Annotated in this window: 11 protein-coding genes; 1 reads left to right on the plus strand and 10 read right to left on the minus strand. The window is 69.0% G+C overall.

Features of this window, described 5'->3' with window-relative positions; translation table 11 throughout:
* Positions 1–3: 3 nt before the first annotated feature.
* The 10 genes from ABTV68_RS19015 to ABTV68_RS19060 all read right to left on the minus strand — a co-directional run bounded on the left by ABTV68_RS19015 (position 4) and on the right by ABTV68_RS19060 (position 18,860).
* Positions 4–1,479 (minus strand): serine/threonine-protein kinase, encoded by a 1,476-nt coding sequence (locus ABTV68_RS19015; protein ID WP_433675236.1) that lies wholly within the window; start codon positions 1,477–1,479, stop codon positions 4–6.
* Positions 1,476–2,831 carry an FHA domain-containing protein gene (locus ABTV68_RS19020; RefSeq protein WP_433675237.1) on the minus strand — a complete coding sequence of 452 codons (1,356 nt, stop codon included), beginning with the start codon at positions 2,829–2,831 and terminating at the stop codon, positions 1,476–1,478. Before ABTV68_RS19020 ends, ABTV68_RS19015 begins: the two co-directional genes overlap by 4 nt.
* Complete coding sequence (locus ABTV68_RS19025; protein WP_433675238.1) at positions 2,828–3,718, minus strand: PP2C family protein-serine/threonine phosphatase; 891 nt, start codon at positions 3,716–3,718, stop codon at positions 2,828–2,830. The genes ABTV68_RS19020 and ABTV68_RS19025 overlap by 4 nt, the downstream gene beginning before the upstream one ends.
* Positions 3,715–4,977 carry an RDD family protein gene (locus tag ABTV68_RS19030; RefSeq protein WP_433675239.1) on the minus strand — a complete coding sequence of 421 codons (1,263 nt, stop codon included), beginning with the start codon at positions 4,975–4,977 and terminating at the stop codon, positions 3,715–3,717. The genes ABTV68_RS19025 and ABTV68_RS19030 overlap by 4 nt, the downstream gene beginning before the upstream one ends.
* Positions 4,974–7,343 carry a transglutaminaseTgpA domain-containing protein gene (locus ABTV68_RS19035; protein WP_433675240.1) on the minus strand — a complete coding sequence of 790 codons (2,370 nt, stop codon included), beginning with the start codon at positions 7,341–7,343 and terminating at the stop codon, positions 4,974–4,976. The genes ABTV68_RS19030 and ABTV68_RS19035 overlap by 4 nt, the downstream gene beginning before the upstream one ends.
* Complete coding sequence (locus ABTV68_RS19040) at positions 7,340–8,638, minus strand: DUF58 domain-containing protein (RefSeq protein ID WP_433675241.1); 1,299 nt, start codon at positions 8,636–8,638, stop codon at positions 7,340–7,342. The genes ABTV68_RS19035 and ABTV68_RS19040 overlap by 4 nt, the downstream gene beginning before the upstream one ends.
* Positions 8,635–9,603, minus strand: a complete 969-nt coding sequence (locus ABTV68_RS19045) for an AAA family ATPase (RefSeq protein WP_433675242.1) — start codon at positions 9,601–9,603, stop codon at positions 8,635–8,637. Before ABTV68_RS19045 ends, ABTV68_RS19040 begins: the two co-directional genes overlap by 4 nt.
* A gap of 117 nt (positions 9,604–9,720) precedes the next feature.
* Positions 9,721–15,831, minus strand: a complete 6,111-nt coding sequence (locus tag ABTV68_RS19050) for an Ig-like domain-containing protein (RefSeq protein ID WP_433675243.1) — start codon at positions 15,829–15,831, stop codon at positions 9,721–9,723.
* A 132-nt stretch (positions 15,832–15,963) separates the two neighbouring features.
* Positions 15,964–18,225 (minus strand): LLM class flavin-dependent oxidoreductase, encoded by a 2,262-nt coding sequence (locus tag ABTV68_RS19055; RefSeq protein WP_433675244.1) that lies wholly within the window; start codon positions 18,223–18,225, stop codon positions 15,964–15,966.
* A 41-nt stretch (positions 18,226–18,266) separates the two neighbouring features.
* On the minus strand, positions 18,267–18,860 hold the full coding sequence (locus ABTV68_RS19060; RefSeq protein WP_433677645.1) for a DNA-3-methyladenine glycosylase I: 594 nt from the start codon (positions 18,858–18,860) through the stop codon (positions 18,267–18,269).
* Positions 18,861–18,967: 107 nt separating this feature from the next.
* Here ABTV68_RS19060 and ABTV68_RS19065 point away from each other — a divergent pair, with 107 nt between their 5' ends.
* Positions 18,968–19,807, plus strand: coding sequence for an SMP-30/gluconolactonase/LRE family protein (locus ABTV68_RS19065; protein ID WP_433675245.1), 840 nt, complete (start codon positions 18,968–18,970; stop codon positions 19,805–19,807).
* Positions 19,808–19,812: the final 5 nt, after the last annotated feature.

Genomic DNA, 19,812 nt, shown 5'->3' on the forward strand with positions numbered 1-19,812 from the left:
CGTTCAGGGCGCGCAGATGCGCGCGGGCTCGGTGCTCGCGGCGCCGTTGTCTCGCAGGATACTGACGGCGATGCATACCTGGACGGCACTGCCGCGCGGCACCGTAACCGTGGGTGTATCCACGATCTCCGACTCCTCGTCGCGACCTGCGCTCACCAGATTCCACAGGTAGCGGTCGCCGGGAAGAGCGTCCGGATTCGTCCACGTGAACACCACCGCATCGCCCTCGACACGACCGGCGACATCCTCGGGTGCGGGAACAGCCGACACGACGATGTTCTGCGGTGCCGCACTCGGTGACGGATCCGGGACGCGAACGGACGCCGCGAGGATGCTCGCGGCAGTGACCGCCGCGAGGAGGGCGACCGCCGAGGTGATGATGGCCACCCGTCCCCACGGCTTCGACCAGAGGGACGGTGCCGCGGAGGACGTGCGACGGCGAAGCTGTCGCGGTTCGACGTCCACGGCAGCACGCGGGGCGGGAACGTCGACAGGATCAGCACCGGAGTGGGGAGGCGCCAGCGCGGCTTCCCCGGCGCGGGGCGTGATGCTCGTGACGCTGCGCACGCGGGTCAGGCCGTCGGCTTCGGCGTCCTCGTCCTGACGATCCGGTGCGTCGTCGATGATGTCAATCACGGTGACCGCCATCGACAGCTCGATCTGCACCTTCTGCAACGCACGCGCGAAGGCGAGTGCCGTCGAGTGGCGGGCCGCGGGCGACTTCGACAGCGCTCGCAACAGCGTTCTCTGCAGCGAGGCAGGCACGTCCGAACGCGGAACCGGCTGCGCCGGCGTCCGCTCGATCCGGTCGATCAGTTCAAGACTGTTGGCGGCACGCTCAGCCTCGAACGGGCTGTGACCGGCGAGCACGGTGTAGAGCGTGGCCGCGAGCGCGTAGATATCGGCTTCGGGACCGCCGAACGGCTGATCGGCGAACATCTCGGGCGCGGACCAGGGGATCGAGAGACCGGCGGCGGTCTCCAGCGCTGAGGTCGATGCGATGCCGAAGTCTGTGAGAGCCGGATGGTCGTACTCCGTGAACAGCACGTTGGCCGGCTTGATATCGCGATGCATCACGCCGGCACGATGCACGGTCTCGACGGCAGCCGCGATCATGATCCCGACGCGCAGGGTCTCCGACACCGACAGCGGACGGACCCGGTATCGCGCCTGCAACGTCGGACGCGGGGCATACTCCATCACAAGGTACGGACGCCCGTCCGGGGCCTGCCCCACGCCGTACACGGTGACGATCGAGGGGTGCGTGGACAGCATCGCCATCACATTGGCCTCGGCGGCGAACTCCGCGAGCGCGGACCGACTCATACGGTCGGTGTGCAGCACCTTGATGGCCACTCGCCGCCGAGGCATGTGCTGTTCGAAGAGATAGACGTCGGCGAACCCACCCGAACCGATCAGCTCCACGAAGGTGTAGCCGGGAAGCTCGGGTGGCGGTGCCGCGCGACGTCGGGAACTCACGGAATGTCCTCGAACCTGAGCGTCACGTCGTCACCGATGTCCAGCACGTCCCCGGAGAGCACCATGGTGGGCTCTCCCGGGTGCAGTCGCAAGGGGCCGTCGCCCTCGCGCAGCAGCATCGTGCCGTTCGTGGTGTTGAGGTCGGTGACCGTCATCGCCTCACCATCCCGACGGATCTCGACGTGATTGCGGGAGATGTCGTGCGTCGGGCTGGCAACGGTGATGAGCTCGGGGATGTCGTCGCTCGTACCCTGGTCGATCCGCGGGCGGCGTCCCACGATGAGCGGACGATCGAGCCCGAGAACCGCGCCGGTCGACAGGACCACCCGCCCCGTGGCCGGGGTGCGATCGCCGTCGAGGTCGATACCGAACTCCGCAAAGAAGTCGGGGGCGTCCAGGAAGCCGGCCGAAGTCTGCGCCGCATCGGGGTCGGTGTCCGGCACCATGCCGGCCGCACGCGCGGCATCCAGGAAGGACTGCTCGACCGTGTGGCCATCGTGATCACCGGTGACACCGTGTGGGGTCATGTCGTGGTGCCCGGTCGTCGGGTCACCCTGCTCTTCGGCGACCGCGTGTTCGCCAGCATCCGCGCCGGCTTCGGTGTCGCGGGCGTCATCCTCGAGTTGATCCGTGGCATCGTCTTCTGTGATGCCCTCGTCCAGGGCGCCGTCTTCGGCCTCGGCACCATCGAGCTCGGTGCCGTCGAGCTCGGTGCCACCGCCCTCTCCCTCACCGTCGTCCACCGCGCTACCGTCCGCGGCATGATCATCCGAAGCGCCCTCCTGCTGGTCCGGGTCGCTCGGTTCGGCGTCAGTCGGGGTGGGCGCGTCGATGGCCGCGGCATCTGCTGTCGTCCCGACGGATGCGGCACCGGCGGCGGTTTCGGTCGGGTGCTCCTGCGTGCCCACCGCGACCAGGCCGGTGCGTGCGATACCGGAGACCAGCGGCAGCAGCGTCTCATCGATCTGCGACTCCGGCGGCGTGACCAGCAGCGCCACGTGGGCGGGCAGTTCCTGCTCCACCCAGGTCTCCATGCGTCCACCGGTGATGAGTTCCTGACGGGTGCCATCGTCGTAGACGACGCGGACGTCACCGCGCACCGCGATCCGCAGGTCCGCGCCGTGGCGGATTGCAATGGCGAACGGAGGGACGGCGGACAGCGGTGCGCCGGCCGTGGCCGTCATCGCGTCGATCACGGCAGCGATGCGACCGGAGTCCAGTGCCGTCCACACCCGCTCGAGGGTGGCGACGGTCACCTGGCCCGGAAGGAGAACGAAGCCGTTCTCCTTCGCGACGACGTACCAGTCGCCGGTGGCGTACTGCAGGGCGCCGATGGTCGTGTGTGTGCTCATCGTGATGAGTCCTTCCCCAGATGTGGGCTCTCGCCCTGTCCCATTCCCCATGATGTCGACGAGGACGCGACGGGCCGCACCCTCTGCGCCCCGCCCCAGCGGGTGCCCGGTGCTGTGTCTTCGTCCTCTTCGGACAGCGACACATCGCGAGCGTCGACGACGATCACCGTGATGTTGTCCCGACCCCCGGCCGGCGGTTCGTCTACGGCGGCCGCTCCGTGGAGTGCCGCAGACATGAGATGTGTGACCGCGCTGCGCGGGTCCGTCGTGCTGGTGAGGATCGTGGCGATCAGGTCGTCACTGACCTCGCTGGTGAGCCCGTCGCTGCACACCAGCAGTCGGTCACCAGGCGTCGCTGGAATCATCCAGATGTCGGCGATCCCGTCGCTGCCTGCGCCGATCGCACGGGTGATGACGTTCCGCGCGGTTCGGGCGGCGAGGTCAGGACGGCTGCTCGCGATGAGTTCCTGCACCATCGAGTGATCCACGGTGATCTGCGTCAGACGGCCGTCCGCCAGCCGGTAGGTGCGCGAGTCGCCCACATTGGCGATCAGCCAGTAGCCGACGCCGTCCACGTCCGACACCGCGACTCCGGTCAGCGTGCTTCCCGCGGGCCGCCCAGCTCCGCCGACCTGTTCCACGCGCACCCGTGCTCTCGTCAGCGCGCTCTGAAGCTGATCCACGGACACGGATGACTGTGCGGTGAGGCGCGCGCACTCGGCGACGACGATGCCGCTCGCCACATCTCCCGCGGCATGGCCGCCCATGCCGTCCGCCACCAGGAACAGCGGCGGCTGGGCGATGTGCGAATCCTCGTTGCTGCGTCGGCGCAGACCCGGGTGCGTGGCGGAGGCCCAGTCCACGATGATGGGAGCGGCGGCGGTCACGATGTCACCTCCACGCGAGCGCGGCGCGAGCCGATCTCAAGCAGATCACCGGTCTGGAGCCGGGTGAACTCCCCCGGTACGACCGCCGTGGTCACGCCTTCGCGGCGGATTCGCACGCCGTTCGTCGAGTGCAGATCGACCAGCCCGATGTCGGCACCGTCGCGCTGCACGCGGAAGTGCGACTTCGACAGCGAGAGCGAATCGTCGAAGACGACCGCGAGCCCGTCGTCGTCCTGACCGATCGGATTGCGTCCGAACACCGTCTCCCGCTCCACCTCGCACAGTGTGCCGTCATCCCACATGATGGTGACGAAGGCCGATGCGTTCTGGAGCAGCTGCACGGTGACGGTCTCCGCCGCCGAGGGACCCGACAGCGTCACCGCGGGCACCCGCGTGGAGTCGCTCCGCGGCGCATCCGGGGCAACTTCTGGGGTGGGGCGCAGATCACGGGCGGGCGGGGAGACGACGATGGCGGGTCGTGGCGCGCGCCCGGAGCGCGGCGTGATCGTGAGCGGCGGCGCAGGAGGACGCGTGATGGCGGGCGGCTCATCGGCGGCTCGAGGACGCTCACCTCGCGCGGCCTGCACGGGTGCCAGGGAGCTCAGCTGCTCGCCCCGCGCCCGCCTCGCGTTCCGGGCGCGCGCCCGCTCGGCCCGCACCCGATCATCGGTGATGCCGGGAACGCTCTCGATGACCACACCCGTCCGCTCCGGAGGTTCGGTCGTGAGGTAACGGCTGACGCGGGACACGGGCACATCGCGGATCGGCTCGACCGGGCTCGCCTCAACGCTGACTCCTGCGAGCCACTCCTCGGCGCGCTTCTCTTCCTGCAGCACGGGCGGCACCACCGGCATCCGCCTGTTCTGCTGCACCATCGACGCCGCCGCGATCCGGTCGTGCCAGCCACGCCCACCCCTGCGGTCGAACAGCGGAGTGAAGAATCCGATCACCACAGCGCAGAGCACGAGAAAGACGGCGTTTCGCGCGAGCGCACGGGCGAAGCCGACGGGGCGAAGATCATGCGCGCCGATGAGTCGGATGCCGACGACGCGCATCCCGAGTGAGCCCTTCCCGGCCTGGAGAGCGCTGTGCACGAGCAGCCAGGCCGCGGCGACAGCCGCGACCACCAGTCGCGTGTGCCCGGTGCCCGCCAGGATCATCGCCGTTGCGATTCCCCCGATGAGGATCGCGGGAATCACCGCGTCGATCACGCACGCCAGAACCCGACGAGCGATGCCGGCGGCTTGCCGCTGCGTCATCCTCGCCCCCTTCCAGCTGCCGCAGATCGTGCGGACGTGTCGTCGTCGGGCCCCTCACCACCGCGTGTTCGCCCCCGCGCGCCGATCACGGAACGCAGACTGATCCTCGCACGCATCCGACGACCACGACCGACCGAGCTGCGCATTCCGTGGACAACTCTTCCGGCTTCCTGCCAGAACGCCGCCGCCTCGACGGCATCGACAGGCACCGGCCCGTAGATGCTCGCATCGGCACGACGCGCGAGCGGGACGACCGCGACCTCCGGGAAGGCCCGCTGCAGCGCCTGCGCCGTCTCGATACGAGTGGCGCCGCCGTGAACCGGAGCACGCAGGTCGACGGCGCGATCCACGATCTCGTCCCAGCCGCCGGCGATGCGCGCGGGCGCGCTGGGCGACCGCTGACGCCGCCGCCGCCGGATCGCCTTGACGAGCAGCACAATGACCAGCGGCGTGAGAAGCACTGTTCCCGCACCGACACCCGCCGCCGTGAGGATGATCGGTGCCCAGTCGGTGAGCGTCTCCTCCGGCTTTTCCTTCTCGTCACCGCTATCGTGATCGTGCGGCGCGGTCGGGGTGTCGTCGACGGCCTCCTGCGGCGGAATCGGAGGCTGCAGAACCTGAGGCTTGGGATCGGTCCGTGGCCGCGGAGCGGACTCCCGCGGCACCTTGTCCGGCGGCGGTGCCGCGTCGAAGGCGACCCATCCGTGGCCGGCGAAGGCGACCTCGACCCAGGCGTGCAGGTTGTCACCGGTCGCGACGAACGGATCGAGCCCTGCAGCATCGCCCGAGGGGTACCAGCCCATGACCACCCGGGCGGGGATGCCGAGTTGCGTCGCCATCAGCATCATGGTCACCGCGTACTGTTCATCGTCTCCGACCATAGGGTCGTCGCTGAGGAAGTCGTGCAGGCGGACGGCGCCGTGCCCGGAGAGCGACGGTGCATCGCCCTCGAGGCCATGGCTGAAGTAGCCCGTCGACGACAGCCAACCGGCCAGCGCCTCCACCTTCTCCAGCGGCGTGACGGCGTCGGCGGTGGCCTGCGTTGCGAGAGCCGCGATGTCCTCGGGCACGTTGGTCGCCGGTGGGATGCGCTCCGACGCGAACTGCGCGTCCGCGAGGGAGGTCTGCGACGGCAGCGGTGGGATCGTCGTCTCGAGCGTGTAGGCCACGCCAGGTGTCAAACCGCTGGTGTTCAGCGCGGTCTGCGTCTGATCGTTGTAGAAGGTGCTGCGCCGCATCGACGCATCGGTCGGCACTGCTTCACCGTCGTAGGTGAGCTGCTGCACGGCACCCACGGTCGGCAGCCAGATGCCGGTGTAGTCGCCGACGAGCACGTCCACACGTGTCAGCGACGTCGCCTCCGGATCCCCGGCGGACAGCGGGAGAAACCGTCCCGAACCAGAGACGACGTCATCGGAGGCGTGCAGCACGAGCCCGTCATAAGCGTCCAACGCCGCCAAGCGGACGCGAGCTCCCGCCGGAAGACCCGTGACCGTGAACTGCGCGGTGTCGGCATGATCTCGTATGTAGGCGCGGAACGACTGCAGCGGACTCGTGTAGTCGTAGGGGTTGAGTGGTGGCACAACGTGGTCCCGCGCGACGACGCGATCGGTGCGACCGCCGTCGAAGAGAACCGCCCCGCCGACGGATCCCCCCACCAGAGCGACGAGGAGGACCGCCGCCGATGCCACCATCCGCTGACGACGAACGGCGCGCAGATGAACGGCCGTGGTCTCGGTTGCGGCCTGGAGCAGGTGCCGTGACGGATCCAGGGCGTGGCGGATGCCCAGCCACGCGATCACGACCACCGCGAATCCAGCCCCGACGTACACCGGCAGTGCCGCGGTACGAGCACCGAACAGAGCCACCGCTGTGGCGCTGAGGCCGAGCGGGATCAGAGTCCATGCCGCCGATCGCAGCCGCAACGCCAGAGATGTCGACGTCACCGCGCAGACGAGCATCAGGATGAACGGCACCAGCGCGTGCTCGGCGATGTCCAACGGCAGCCCTGCGGTGACGAACGCCTTCCATGCGGTCACCGCCCCCGTGGCGAGCGCGAAGAAGCTGTCCACCGTGGGGATGGCGAACAATGTTGTCGTCGGCAGCGCCGCGGGTGCGCCGATCAGAAAGTAGCCCACGATCGTCGCAAGGGTGACGAGTGGGAGCGGCCACCGGCGGGCTGCGGCGAGCAGGGCGATGGCGATCCCGAGGGCGGTGCCGATCCCGACCGGTACGAGAAAGCCGAAGCCGTCGAAAACGGGCTGGAAGCCCCATCCGATCGTTCCGCACAGCAGGATGATCGCGACGAGATCGATCACCGTCCGCCGATCCCGCGGCCGTACACGCGCGTCGCGGGCGGGGGTCATGACAGCACCCGTCGAACAGCGCGGGGAAGGTCCTCAAGGGTGGGGACATGAACGACGTCGGCCGCCCCCACGCGTCGCCTGATGCTGTCTGCCTCAGGGTCGGCGACGACGACGAGTGTGCGCACACCGACGGGCATGCGACCGCACGCGGCTTGCAGCACAGCCGGGGATGCCTGTGCTCCGCAGACCAGAACCACCAGGGCCGCCTGATTCGCGTGCGGCGCGATACGCACCGCGAGCGCGTCGATTCCGCCACCGCGGGCCGGAGAGAGCGAGATGAGCGAGAACTCATCCAGCAACCGCCCCTCGCTGGTGTCGGTGAGCACGCGCTCCCGCATCAATACAGCGAGATCGCGCGAGTCGGCGAGCGCGTGCATACCGAAGGACGCGGCGATGCTCACGGCGAGTTCGAATTCGTCGGGGTCGCTGTAGTCGTCGGGGTGCGTACTCAGCCCGACGACGAAGCGGGATCGGCGGGTCTCCTCGTACTGACGAACCAGGAGTTCACCGACCCGCGCGGAAGAACGCCAGTGCACGTGACGGAGATCATCGCCCGGGGAGTACTCGCGCAGCGCGTGGAAGGAGACGTCGTCGCGGGAGAGGTCGGAGGTCGCGAGTCCTTCGAGGTCGCGCACTCGACCGAGCGACAGCCCCGTGAGCGCAACAGTGACGGGGTGGACGTACAGGGTGTGGGCATCGTCCCGGTGCGAGATCCGCTCGAACAGACCCAGCGGGTCGCCGCGCAGCACGCTCACCGGTCCGACCGCGAGTGTGCCGCGCACGGTCGTGGGGATGGAGAAGAGATCGTCGCGTGTCTCTCCCGCCGACATACGAGGGACGTCGAAGGCACCGCGGCCCGGTCCGACGGGGAGCACGAGCCGTGCCGGCGGCAATGTGCGCGCGGTCGGGTTCGTCACCGTGAGACTGCCGTAGGCCCGCTCTCCCGCGACCACTCGCGAGCGGTTGAGCGCGATCCGGATGTCATAAGCGGTGCGGCCGATGAGAAACAGCGCCGACTGGATCACGACCAGCGCGGCCACCAGCGCTGCGGTCGCGAACTCTGCCCATCCGAGCAGAACGGCCCCCACCCCGACCCCGAGCGAGCACGCCAGCAGCAGCCAGCCCAGGGGGCGCACGGTACGAAGGGTGGCCGCCGCAGATGTCACGCGCGTGCGTCGCGAGTGGGTGGTGTCTCCGGTCGGGGTCGCCGTGTCGTCGAGCTCAGCACGAGTCGGCCGCGCCCACGGGTTGCGGGTGCGGCGAGCGTCTGCAGGACGAGACGGCGTGGCGGTCATTCCGGGGAGTTCCGATGCAGCGGAGCATCCACGGTCGTGATCACGCGCGCCAGCACGGCGTCGGCGGTCATGCCGCTGTATTCGGCTTCGGGGTCGAGCACGATACGGTGCTGCCACACAGGGCCGAGAAGCGCCTTGATGTCGTCGGGGATCACGTAGTGCCGCCCGAGCGACGCTGCCCGCACCCGCGCGATCCGCACCATCGCGATGGCGGCGCGCACGGACACACCGAGACGCACCGAGCCGTGGTCACGCGTGGCTTCGGCGAGCATCGCGACATAGCGCAGCACGGCGGGTTCGACATGGACGGTCGCGGCGAGCTCTGCCATATCCGACACGGCGTCGGTGGTGATCATGGTGGACAGCGTTCGCTGGGAGTCGCGTGTGCCCGTGCCACTGAGGATCTGCTCGGTGGCATCGAGATCGGGGTAGCCGATGGAGGTCTTCACCAGGAAGCGATCCAGCTGCGCCTCCGGGAGCCGATAGGTGCCCGCGGTCTCGATGGGGTTCTGCGTGGCGAGGACGAGGAAGGGACGGCCCACGGCGTGGGCGACGCCGTCGATGGTGATGCGCCCTTCCTCCATGACCTCCAGCAGCGCCGACTGCGTCTTCGGCGACGCACGGTTGATCTCATCCGCCAGCACGATCGAGGCGAACACCGGCCCCCGGTGGAACTCGAACTCCTGGGTTCGCTGGTCGTAGATGGTGACGCCCGTGACGTCGCTGGGCAGCAGGTCCGGCGTGAACTGGATCCGGCTGCTCGTCCCTTGCACCGTCGCAGCGAGCGCCTTCGCCAAACTCGTCTTGCCGGTTCCGGGAGCGTCCTCCAGGAGCACGTGTCCTTCGGCGAGCATCGCCTGCAGCACGAGGGCGACGATGTCGGACTTTCCGATGAGTGCCTGCCCGACATGGGCGACGAGGCGCGCGAACGCATCGGCGAACCACGCGGCCTGCTCCTCACTCATCGGGGCGGGAGTGTCGCCCGGCGCAGGGGGAGGGTGTTCTTCGTACATGTCGGGTAGGTCCTTGTTGGATCGGGTGGGGTGCTCGTCGGATCGGGTGGGTGCAGCGGGTGATCGGTGTCAGCCGGACTTCGGTGTGGTGGAGCAGCCTTCTCCGACAATGCAGGCGTTCGACCAGCTCCGAGGGGAGTATGGCGAAGATGAGTCCCACTCCGCCACCAGCCAGATCTCATCCCCCACTGCGCCGTAGCACTCGGGCAGCTTTTCGGCGCTGTTCGGCGACAGGGAGCGCTGGTAGCGGATGAGCGAGGCGTTGTTCACGATGCAGTCCCAGAAGACGATGCCCGCCGTGTCCCCGGTCAGGACCGACATGTTCTCCCCTGCTCGTCCGTCGGGCAGCGTGATCGCGGTGTTGGGACGCAGCGTGAGCGGCATCGGCGCGTCAGGGTCCACGCCCGTGCGAATCTGAATGGTGGTCGGCTCCCCCTTTGCGCCGACGGCGTCGACCGCCCAGAAGCTGACCGAGCCGACGAAACCCCAACCGACGTTCACGACGGTGGATCCGCTGGGCAGCTCGGTCATCAGCTGCCTGCCGGTCACCTGCCACAGCACGTTGTTCACCGCGGCGCCGTTGCTCCGGCCGGGCGACCAGGTGAGCGTGACGTTGGTGCCGTCGACTACTGCGGTCGCGTTCGGTGGAGCCGGCGGCCCGGAGGGGACGACCGTGTTCGAGCTCTCCGATGCCGGTCCGGGATACCGATTGCCGTTCACGACGGTGACCGCACGGACCTGCACCCAGTACACCGTGCCGTTGTTCGCCGCGATCGAGCCGCCCTGGGTGCCGTCCGGCAAGAGCTTCCAGGGGGCACCGTTGAGCGCGTACTCGTACTGGATCTGCGAGGGATCGGCGCCGTTGCCCGCGACCGCGGGGAAGGATTGCACGCGCACCTGGCTGTCGCCGGAGACGAGCCTGATTCCGGTGGGCTGGCCGGGCGTCGCGATGGCGTTCACCGGTGCGGACTGGGGGCTCGCAGGACTCGATCCACGCTCGTTGACGGCGACGACCGAGAACGCGTACTGCTCCCGGGTGCCGGCCGCGTAATACTGCAGGGAGGTGGTGGTCGCGGAAAGCTGCTCGATCTCGGCGCCGCCACGGAACACCGTGACCCGGTAGCCGGTGATCGGCGAGCCGTTGGCCGCCGGGGCGGCCCACTGCGCGGTGAGCGTTGCGCCCGTGTCCTGCGGAGCACCAACCACGACGGTCGGTGCTGCGGGCGCGCTGGGCGGACCGGAGGGAGTGACCGGACCGGACTGCGCCGACCAGTCGGAACTCAGCCCGGCCTCGGTCACCGCCTGCACACGGAAGCGGTAGGGAACGCCGTTCTGCAGCCCGGTGAACGTCGCGGTGGTCGCGCTGACCGTCTGCAGCGCGCTCCCGGTCGGAGGTGCCGGGGAGATCTCCACGTTGTAGGCGCTCGCTGAGCCACCCGGAGCCACCCACCCGGCGATGATCATGCCGTCGGCCGCGGTGACGGACAACTGTGTGGGCGCATCGGGGCGAGTCTCGGGCCGCACCGTGTCGGACAGCGCGGAGGCCGCAGAGGTTCCGACCGCGTTCGTCGCGGTGACCTGGAAGCGGTAGTCACGCCCGGCCTGCAGGGACCCGATCGTGCAGGCCGTGGATGCGCACGGCACGGTGACACTGCCGTCTTCCGACGAGACGGTGTACCCGGTGATGGGCGACCCGTTGGACTCCGGTGGGCTCCAGGACAGCACCACGGAGTTCTCGGTGAGACCTCCGACGGTCGGCCGGCCGGGCGCCGACGGACGATCACGGACCGTCACGGTCAGCAGACCGTCGACCTGCCGCGCCGCGTCATCGGAACCATCGGCGATGCGGTAGCGCGCGGTCAGCGTCCCGACGAAATCGTCGTCCGGCGTCACCGTGACCTCGGCACCCGCGAATGACACGGAGCCCGCGCCCGCCAGGCGCGTGACGCCGACGACCCGCAGAGGGATCTCCGGGTAGGGGTTGGTGTCGTTCGCGGTGACATCGATGGTGCGCGCAACGCCCGCGACGGCGTCGCTGATGACGTCGGCGACGGCCACGGCGAGCGGACGTTCGGTCCGCGTGGTGCGAAGCTGGAAGGTGGCGGCGACGGGATCGGACTTGCCGTCGGTAGCGGTCACCGTGATGCTGCCGACGAGTCCCACCACGCCATCGGCTGCCGCCGACACCGACAGCGTTCCCCCGGTGATCGCCGCGGTGATCCCCGCAGGCGCCGCTCCCACCAGGGCATAGCTCATGGCGGCGAGATCACCCTCATCCGGATCACGCGTGAGAGCAGTGAGGGAGAGTGTCGCGGGTGCCTCGCCGCGCGGGATCGTCATCGTCGCGCCCGAGAAGGTGGGCGGGGTGTTGGCCGCGTCGGTGGGCACCACGGTGATGGGAATCGACAACAGCGCCGTGCGTCCGGCGGGGTCGTCGGCGGAAGTGCCGTCAGTGACGAGGACCGTGAGTGCATCCGATCCGGAGTAGTCCGCCCGCGAACGGTACTGGAGCGTCCGATCGTCGACGATCAGTCCGCTACCGTCATCGTGCAGGGCCGAGACCTGGTCGCGATCGGCGATCATCACGGACAGACCTCCCTCCGCCCGAACGTAGTCCGCGAGCGCCACAGTGACCAGTTCGCCCGAACGCACGGTGACGGCGCCGGCCGTGGCGGACAGCTCGGGTCGGAGGTCGTCGACGGCGGGAACGAACAGGAACGCCGAGTCCTCCAGCCCGTCGGCATCGGTCACCGTGTACGGAATCAACTGGCGCTGCGTGCCCACCGTGACACGTACGCTCTGGTCAGCGAGCAGCTCTGCGTCGGTCACCTCAGGAAGGGAGACCGTCAGCGCGGCACCCGTCCCGTCGGGGTCGGTGTCGTTCGCCCGGACGTCCACCGAGACGATGCGATCGTCGGGGACCTGTTCGAGCCGGATGCGATCGTCGCGAGCCAGCGGCGGCTGCAGCGGCACCGTGCTGTCCACGGTGAGGTCGATGACGCCGACGGCGGTGGCACCACGGGTGTCCTGCACGGTGTACTGCAGCGCCGTACGGATCTTCTCGCCGTCCGGGAGAGCGGGAGTGGTGACGACCACGCGTGAGCCGTCTACGTGTGCTTCCAGCCCGGGAATGTCCGTGGGCACGACGAGCGCGTCGGCGATCAGCGACAGCGGGGTATCGCCATCGGGGTCGCTGTCGTTGTCGAGAGGACTCACATCGATCACGCGTTCCGGGGCCGCGATCACGTGGTCGGTCACCGCGAACGGCTGCTGATTGTCGGGAAGCGCGCCGGCGATTCCCACCCGCACCGTGGCGATGGCCTCGGCTCCGAGCCGATCGCGCACCCGGTACGTGAACAGATCGGTGCCCGCGGAATCGGGGAACGCCTCGTACTCGATGCGATCGTCGGCGGTGGCGATCACGCGTCCGCGCGTGGGGGCGCTGGCGATTCCCACGAGTTCGACGGAATCGCCCTCGGGGTCGATCCCGTCCAGCGGAACCGGGATCGGGACGACACCGCCGGCGATGACCCGCGCGGTGAGATCGCGCGGCATGGGGGCGGCGTTGTCCGCCTCGTCCACGGGCACCACCTGGAAGGTGACGTCACCCGCGACGCGCTGCCCGAGGGCATCGGTGACCTCATACCGGGCTCGCACATCGCCCGGCTGGCTGCCGGCGCGGAACCGCACCGTGTCTCCGGAGACGAACAGGCGATCGGCCGCATCCGCCGGCACGATGTCCTGGAGGTCCCGCGAGAGCGTCAATGCCGAGTGGATCGGCGAAGAATCGTTGTCGAGAACGTGCGCGGTGGCGGCGTCACCCGCACGCACCACCACGACGTCGGGCACCACCTGGGGTGCGGCCTGATCGGTGGACGGCTGCAGCGGAATCACGATGACATCGCCCTCGGCCGACTGTGCGCCGTTGGAGATCACGTAGCGCACCCGCGTCTGCTGCGCGAGGCCGGTGTCGGCGATGCGCAGGGTCTGGTTGTTGACCAGCGAGATGGAGATCCCGGGATCGTCCGTCGCGATCGACTGGACCACCAGGACCCCACCCGCAGGGTCGATGTCGTTGTCGAGAACACCCACCAGCACTTCGCCGCCGACGGGCAGCAGCGCCGTGTCCTGCACAGCCACGGGGGTCTGGGCCGCCGCTGAGGTATCGGTGACATCGACGCGAACGACGCCGGCCGCCGATGCCGAACCTGCCGAGACGCGATAGGTGACGTACCGCGTGCCCGGGGAATCAGCCTGGAAGCTGAACGAACCGTTGAGATAGTCGGGCACCACGGTGGCGGTGGCGTGCTCCTGGACGAGCGCCAGCTTCAGCGGATCCTGACCTGCAGAGACGTCGTTCGCGAGCGGAGACACGATGACCTGCTCACCCACCCGAGCGACGACATGATCCGGGTTGGTGACCGGCGTGGTGCTTCCTGGAGCACGAACATCGAACCGCAGCACGCCCGAGGCGCTTGCCGTGCCGTCCGACAGGACGACCTGGACATCCACCGGGCCGCTAGTGCCGCCGATGGCGCGGAAGGTCACGCGTCCGTCCGGGGTGAACGACACCTCGTCTCCGCCTGGGACCACGGCGGATTGGAGGTAGATGTCATCCCCGTCCGGGTCGCGCCAGTCCGGCAGCACGTTGTAGGTGACAGCGGCACCGGCTTCCACCGGGATGATCTGGTCGGCGCGCACCTGTTCGGGCGCACCGTTCTGTGAGGGCGGATGGATCGTGACGGTCACCATCGCGCTGTCGATGCCGCCACGACCGTCGTCGACGGAGTACGGGACGGTCATCGTGCCCGTGGCGGAATCGGCGACGTCCAGCTGCAGAGCCTGCGCGTTGAGGATCGGAGTCAGCGGGCCGAGCTGCGTGGAGGTGCTGTCGACGCTCACGGTCAGCACGTCGCCATCCGCGTCGCTGTCGTTCTCGAGCACCGGCAGGACGGTGGCACGGCCCGCGCGCACTCCGTAGAAGTCGTCATTCGCCACCGGAGCGGTGTTCTGATCTCCGCGTTCGGGCTGCGCCTGCTCCGGAGTATCGCGGGCAGACTCACCGCGCTCGTCGCTTTCGCCGTCGGGCGGGGTGAGATCGTTCCAGTTGTCGATCCGCTGCAGCGCGGAATCCAGCATCCACGCGACACCGTTGACCGTGTCATTCAGGAGAACGGCCTGCCGGTTCACCCGAAATGTGAGTGCAACGTCTGGACCGACGCCCTCGATGGTGGTGTCGACGAGCTCCGCATCATCCGCACATTCCCTGAGGAACGCGGCGGTGCCGCCCCATGCCGCGTAGGTGCACCCGGACATGCGCACCGGTGCCGCTGGGCTGCCGCCCGGGGTGGCCGGCGCTCGCTCGATGATGTCGCCGCCATCCAACGGGACAGTCACCACCGCATCCGGTGACGAGAGTCGGACTGCGGCATCGGCGTCGGAGGGCTGTTGCGGGACGAGCGCGGCAGCGTCGACGTTCTCGGGCAGTGCGGCGAGTGGCCCCGTCGCGGCGTACAGAGTCCGCGATGTGCGATCCAGGACCACGGGCTCCGAGCCGACAGCCGTGATGGCGAGTTCGTCGTTCGCGTCGATCCCCTCCAGCGCGCGCTGCTGGACTGTTCCCACACTTCCCAGCGCCGAGACCGGGATCGAGAGGAGCTCCCCTGATTTCGCCGACGCCGCATGCACCGTACCCGCCCGATCGACCACGACGACCGAACCGGGATCCAGGGTGCGCTCCACTGGCATCGACGAGGAGAAGCCGGCGAGAGCTGACGCCGCCATGACCCACAGGTCGCCGGTGGCGGTGTCGTGGACGCTGACCGTGGTGCCACCGAGCGAGATCTGCGCCGTCGGCGGCACGGCCACCGCGTCTCGCACCGTATAGCTCACGGGGTCCAGCACGCCGACCTGTCCGGGCGATGTGACGAGCACGGTGGAGCCCGACTGCAGCACGTCGTAGTCGTTCGTCTGCGAGCGGGCCACGCCGTCGAGGACCGCCGCGCTCGGGTTGACGTGACCGACGAGGAGAGCGCTCTGCTTGGTGATCCAGACACCGCCATCGTTGAGATCGATCTCGGCGGCCGGCGTCCCGTCGGAGGCGATCGCCATCGTCGCCACGGTGGCCACCGCGGCGATCATCGCAACAGTGGTGGCGATGGCCGTGCGGCGTCGGCCCATCCACGTTTTCGCCGTCCCCACGCGGCACCCCAGCTTCCCTTCGCACCGTTCCCCGCGGACTATTCCGCAGCTTTCCCCAAAGCGGAACGGTCAGATCAGCCTACCCGGCGCGGCAGACATTCGTGCCGCCGCTCAGGCCAACTGTCCACAGGGTGATGCGGACGTCAGTTCGGAACTGTCGGACCCCACGGGGAAGTTGTCGCGGAACAGGCGCTGCGGGTCGACTCGCTGCTTGATGCGTCGGAGCCGAGCCAGCACGCGCGGCGGGAATGCCTCCTCGATGCGCTCCGGCCGATCCGAGGCCTCAAAGCTCGTATAGAGGCCGAGAGAATGGCGGCCCAACGGCCCCCACATCAGGTCGAGTCGATCCGCCTCGCTGCCGAATGCGGCGATGGAGAACTGCGCCTCGCGATGAGCGAATGCCGTCTCGTCGGCGTCGACATCCGATGCCGCACCGCCGAGCGCGCGAATCTGGAAGAAGTACGTCTGCCCGCTGCGCACCAGCGCTGCCGCCGCTGTCGCGACGTCGGGCGACAGATCACGAAACAGCCCCGACCGGGTGATGGGCGATCCCTGCCCCTGCTGCGGTCCGTCATCCGCGCCGGCAATCACCTGCGCGTAGGTGGTGATCTGTGCGGACTGATCGAGAATCGGTGCGACCTGCGCGAACGGCTGCAGGCGCGACAACACCGTGTCGGGGTCGGACTGATCCACCACGATCTCGGCGATCGCGATGAAACGACCACCGCGCTGCGGCGCAACGGTGAGGAAGGCCGTGGTGTCACGCGGAGATTCGGTCACCACCCGACCCCACACCGTGAACAGCTCCTCGAGGTCGCCGGCGTCATAGATCAGCCGTGCGTGGCCGATGGGCCCGACCTCGGCCGCCTCGAAGTCGAAGTGGGTGACCACGCCCATGTTGGCTCCGGCCCCGCGCACGGCCCAGAACAGGTCGGCATCGTGCTCGGTGTCCACGCGCTGCACACTGCCGTCGGCGAGCACGATCTCCGCCGCACGGAGTCGATCGATGGTGAGGCCGTACTCACGTGTGAAGTAGCCGACGCCGCCGGCTGTGGCGAGTCCACCGACGCCGACGCCCCCGGAGTCGCCGGAGGAGAGCGCCCATCCGTGCTCGCCGAGCGCGGCCGCCACTTCGCTCCATCGTGCTCCGGCGCCGATACGCACGAGTCGACGCTCCTCGTCGAGCACTTCGATGGCGTTCAGCGCACGCAGGTTGATGACCAATCCGCCATCGTTGGTGCTCTGACCGCTGATTCCATGCCCCGCACTGCGAACGGAGAGCGGCACATTCGAGTGTCGTGCGGCGAAGCGAACGGCATCGGAGACCTGGGCCGTGTCTGCGGGCAGCAGCACGAGTGCGGGGCTCCCCCCACGCGTGTACGTATTGCGCACATCGGCGTAGTCGAAGTCTCCCGGCTCGATGGCTCGCAATCCGGCGGGGACGTCGTCGTAGGCGATACCGGCGACGCGGGCGGCGCGTGCGGTACGAGAGCGTGGGTCGGCAGCCGCCGTGCCGCGGGCACCGCGCTCATGCTCCACCAGTTCGCGGACGGCCGGTGCCACCTCCTGTCCGAAGCGGTGCAGCGTCTGCGGGTCGTCGGAAGCCAGGATGAACGTACTGACGCCACTGTTCAGGGTCAGCGCGGCCAGGCGATGCACCCAGGATCGGGTGTCGGCCTCGGGCCCGATGTTGAGCAGGCGCCGGATCTGCTGGGGTTCGCGCCCCGCCTTGTGCGCGGCCTCATCGATGCGCGCCATGCCCTCGTCGAGGTCGCCCGGCTGCATCATCGACTCGGACGGCAACCAGCCGTCTCCCTTGCGCCCGATGAGTCGCAGCATGCGCGGCTTCAGTGCACCGATCCAGATCGGGATGTCGTGCGCGGGGCGGGGACCGCGCTTCGCACCGTGTACCGGGTAGGCCGAGCCGTCGTGGAAGACGCCGCTGCGCTCATCGGTGCGCCACGTCTCGCGCACGATGTCGATGACCTCCTCCAGCGCGGTGACGGCCTCGCCCGGGGTGCGTCGGGGTCCCCCCATCGCCGCGATGGCATCCCAGAAGGCTCCCGCGCCCAGGGCGAGGTCGAACCGACCCCCGGAGAGGAGATCGAGCGAGGCCGCGGCGCGCGGCAGGGTCGGCATGCGGAGCGGCACATTGACGACGTTGGCGGAGATGTGGATGCGCTCGGTGACCGCCGCGACATACGACATCAGGGTCCACGTGTCGAGGAACGCGGGTTGATAGGGATGGTCCTGGTAGGTGACCAGATCGAGCCCTGCGGCCTCCGACACCTGGGCCAGCACCACCGGATTCTGTGCCGGCGATGCCGTGGGGGTGATGAAGCTTCCGAAGCGGAGGTCGTGACCGTAGTCCATGGTGCTCCTCGTCTGTCGACCCGCGCGTCGGCTCTCTCAGGCTATGCCTGCACGGAGGGGGCGAGGGTCGTCGCGCGGTGGCAGCCCCGCACGTGATCGTCGACCATTCCGGCGGACTGCATGAGGGCGTACATGGTGGTGGGGCCGACGAAGCGGAATCCACGACGCAGCAGCTCCTTGCTCATCGCCTTCGACTCCGCGGTCTGTGCCGGGACATCCGCGAACGACTCCGGAGCAGCGTGCGTCTCGGGCGCGAACGACCACATCAGCTCGTCGAACTCCCCGGGGGCCATCTCGATGAGGACGCGGGCGTTGCCGATGGCCGCATGGATCTTCGCGCGGTTGCGCACGATGCCGGCATCCCCGAGCAGGCGCTCGACGTCGTTGTCGTCGTAGCGGGCGATCTGCTCCGGGTCGAAACCGTGGAAGGCAGCACGGAAGTTCTCGCGCTTGCGCAGGATGGTGATCCAGCTGAGTCCGGCTTGGAAGCCCTCGAGCGTCATCTTCTCGAAGAGGCGCTGGTCGCCATGCATCGGCTGACCCCACTCCTCATCGTGATAGCGGGTGTAGATCTCCTCCTGTCCGGCCCAGGCGCAGCGCGCAATTCCGTCGGTACCCGTGATCACATCCGCCATGGCCTCCACGGTAGCGGTGGGGTGGGACATTGAGTTCGTCGCCTCAGGTTCCGCTCGTCCGGGAAGCTCGTGTCGTGATCGCGCTCCGTGCTCCTAGGCTGGGGACCGTGCGTGCAGAACAGGTGACGGCAGCGGTGGCGGAACACGGTGAGGGTCCAGTGTGGTGGCCCGCCTGGGGCGGACTGCGGTTCGTGGACGGCAGCCGCGGCGACGTGCTGACGCTGCTGCCGGACGGCGACGTCGCGCGAATGCACGTGGATGCGTTCACCGGATTCCTGCGTCCGCGCAGCGATGGAGGCTGGGTGGTCGGAGGTGAGCACGCGCTCCTCGGTGCCGATGATCCGCAGGCTGTTCCCACGCCGCTGGTGCCGCTGCTGACAGATCCCGCCATCCGCCTGAACGATGCCGGCACTGATCGCGCCGGTCGCCTGTACGCCGGGTCGATGGCCTATGAGGGAACGGCCGACGCCGCACAGTTCTGGCGCATCACGGGTGCCGTCGTGCGCGTGCAGTTCTCCCCCGTCACGATCTCCAACGGCTTCGATACCTCCCCGGATGGATCGCTGGGCTATTACGTCGACACCGCGACGGGTCGTGTGGACATGTGCGACGTGACCGCCGATGGCCTCGTGGACCGACGGCCGTTCGCCGTCATCGACCCGACTCTCGGACATCCCGATGGGCTGACCGTGGCCGCGGACGGATCGGTTTGGGTGGCGCTGTGGGACGGCCACGGTGTGCTGGGATTCGACGCCGCCGGCGTGCTGCGCGAACGCATCGAGGTTCCCACGGCGCGCACCACCGCGTGTGCGTTCGGCGGCGACGATCTGCGAACGCTGTACATCACCAGCTCCCGTCAGGGCCTCACCGATGATCCGCTCGCCGGAGCGTTGTTCGCGGCCACCCCCGGCGTCGCGGGCCTGCCCGTCACCCCCTACGCCGGGTAGCCCGG

This window comes from Microbacterium gorillae (assembly GCF_050990725.1).
Taxonomy (GTDB): domain Bacteria; phylum Actinomycetota; class Actinomycetes; order Actinomycetales; family Microbacteriaceae; genus Microbacterium; species Microbacterium gorillae_A.

What these genes read in the sequence shown, in the direction of transcription:
- ABTV68_RS19045 (WP_433675242.1), bottom strand. Translation starts at nt 9,603, where the DNA reads ATGAGTGAGGAGCAGGCCGCGTGGTTCGCCGATGCGTTCGCGCGCCTC.
- ABTV68_RS19020 (WP_433675237.1), bottom strand. Translation starts at nt 2,831, where the DNA reads ATGAGCACACACACGACCATCGGCGCCCTGCAGTACGCCACCGGCGAC.
- ABTV68_RS19055 (WP_433675244.1), bottom strand. Translation starts at nt 18,225, where the DNA reads ATGGACTACGGTCACGACCTCCGCTTCGGAAGCTTCATCACCCCCACG.
- ABTV68_RS19050 (WP_433675243.1), bottom strand. Translation starts at nt 15,831, where the DNA reads ATGGGCCGACGCCGCACGGCCATCGCCACCACTGTTGCGATGATCGCC.
- ABTV68_RS19040 (WP_433675241.1), bottom strand. Translation starts at nt 8,638, where the DNA reads ATGACCGCCACGCCGTCTCGTCCTGCAGACGCTCGCCGCACCCGCAAC.
- ABTV68_RS19030 (WP_433675239.1), bottom strand. Translation starts at nt 4,977, where the DNA reads ATGACGCAGCGGCAAGCCGCCGGCATCGCTCGTCGGGTTCTGGCGTGC.
- ABTV68_RS19060 (WP_433677645.1), bottom strand. Translation starts at nt 18,860, where the DNA reads ATGGCGGATGTGATCACGGGTACCGACGGAATTGCGCGCTGCGCCTGG.
- ABTV68_RS19035 (WP_433675240.1), bottom strand. Translation starts at nt 7,343, where the DNA reads ATGACCCCCGCCCGCGACGCGCGTGTACGGCCGCGGGATCGGCGGACG.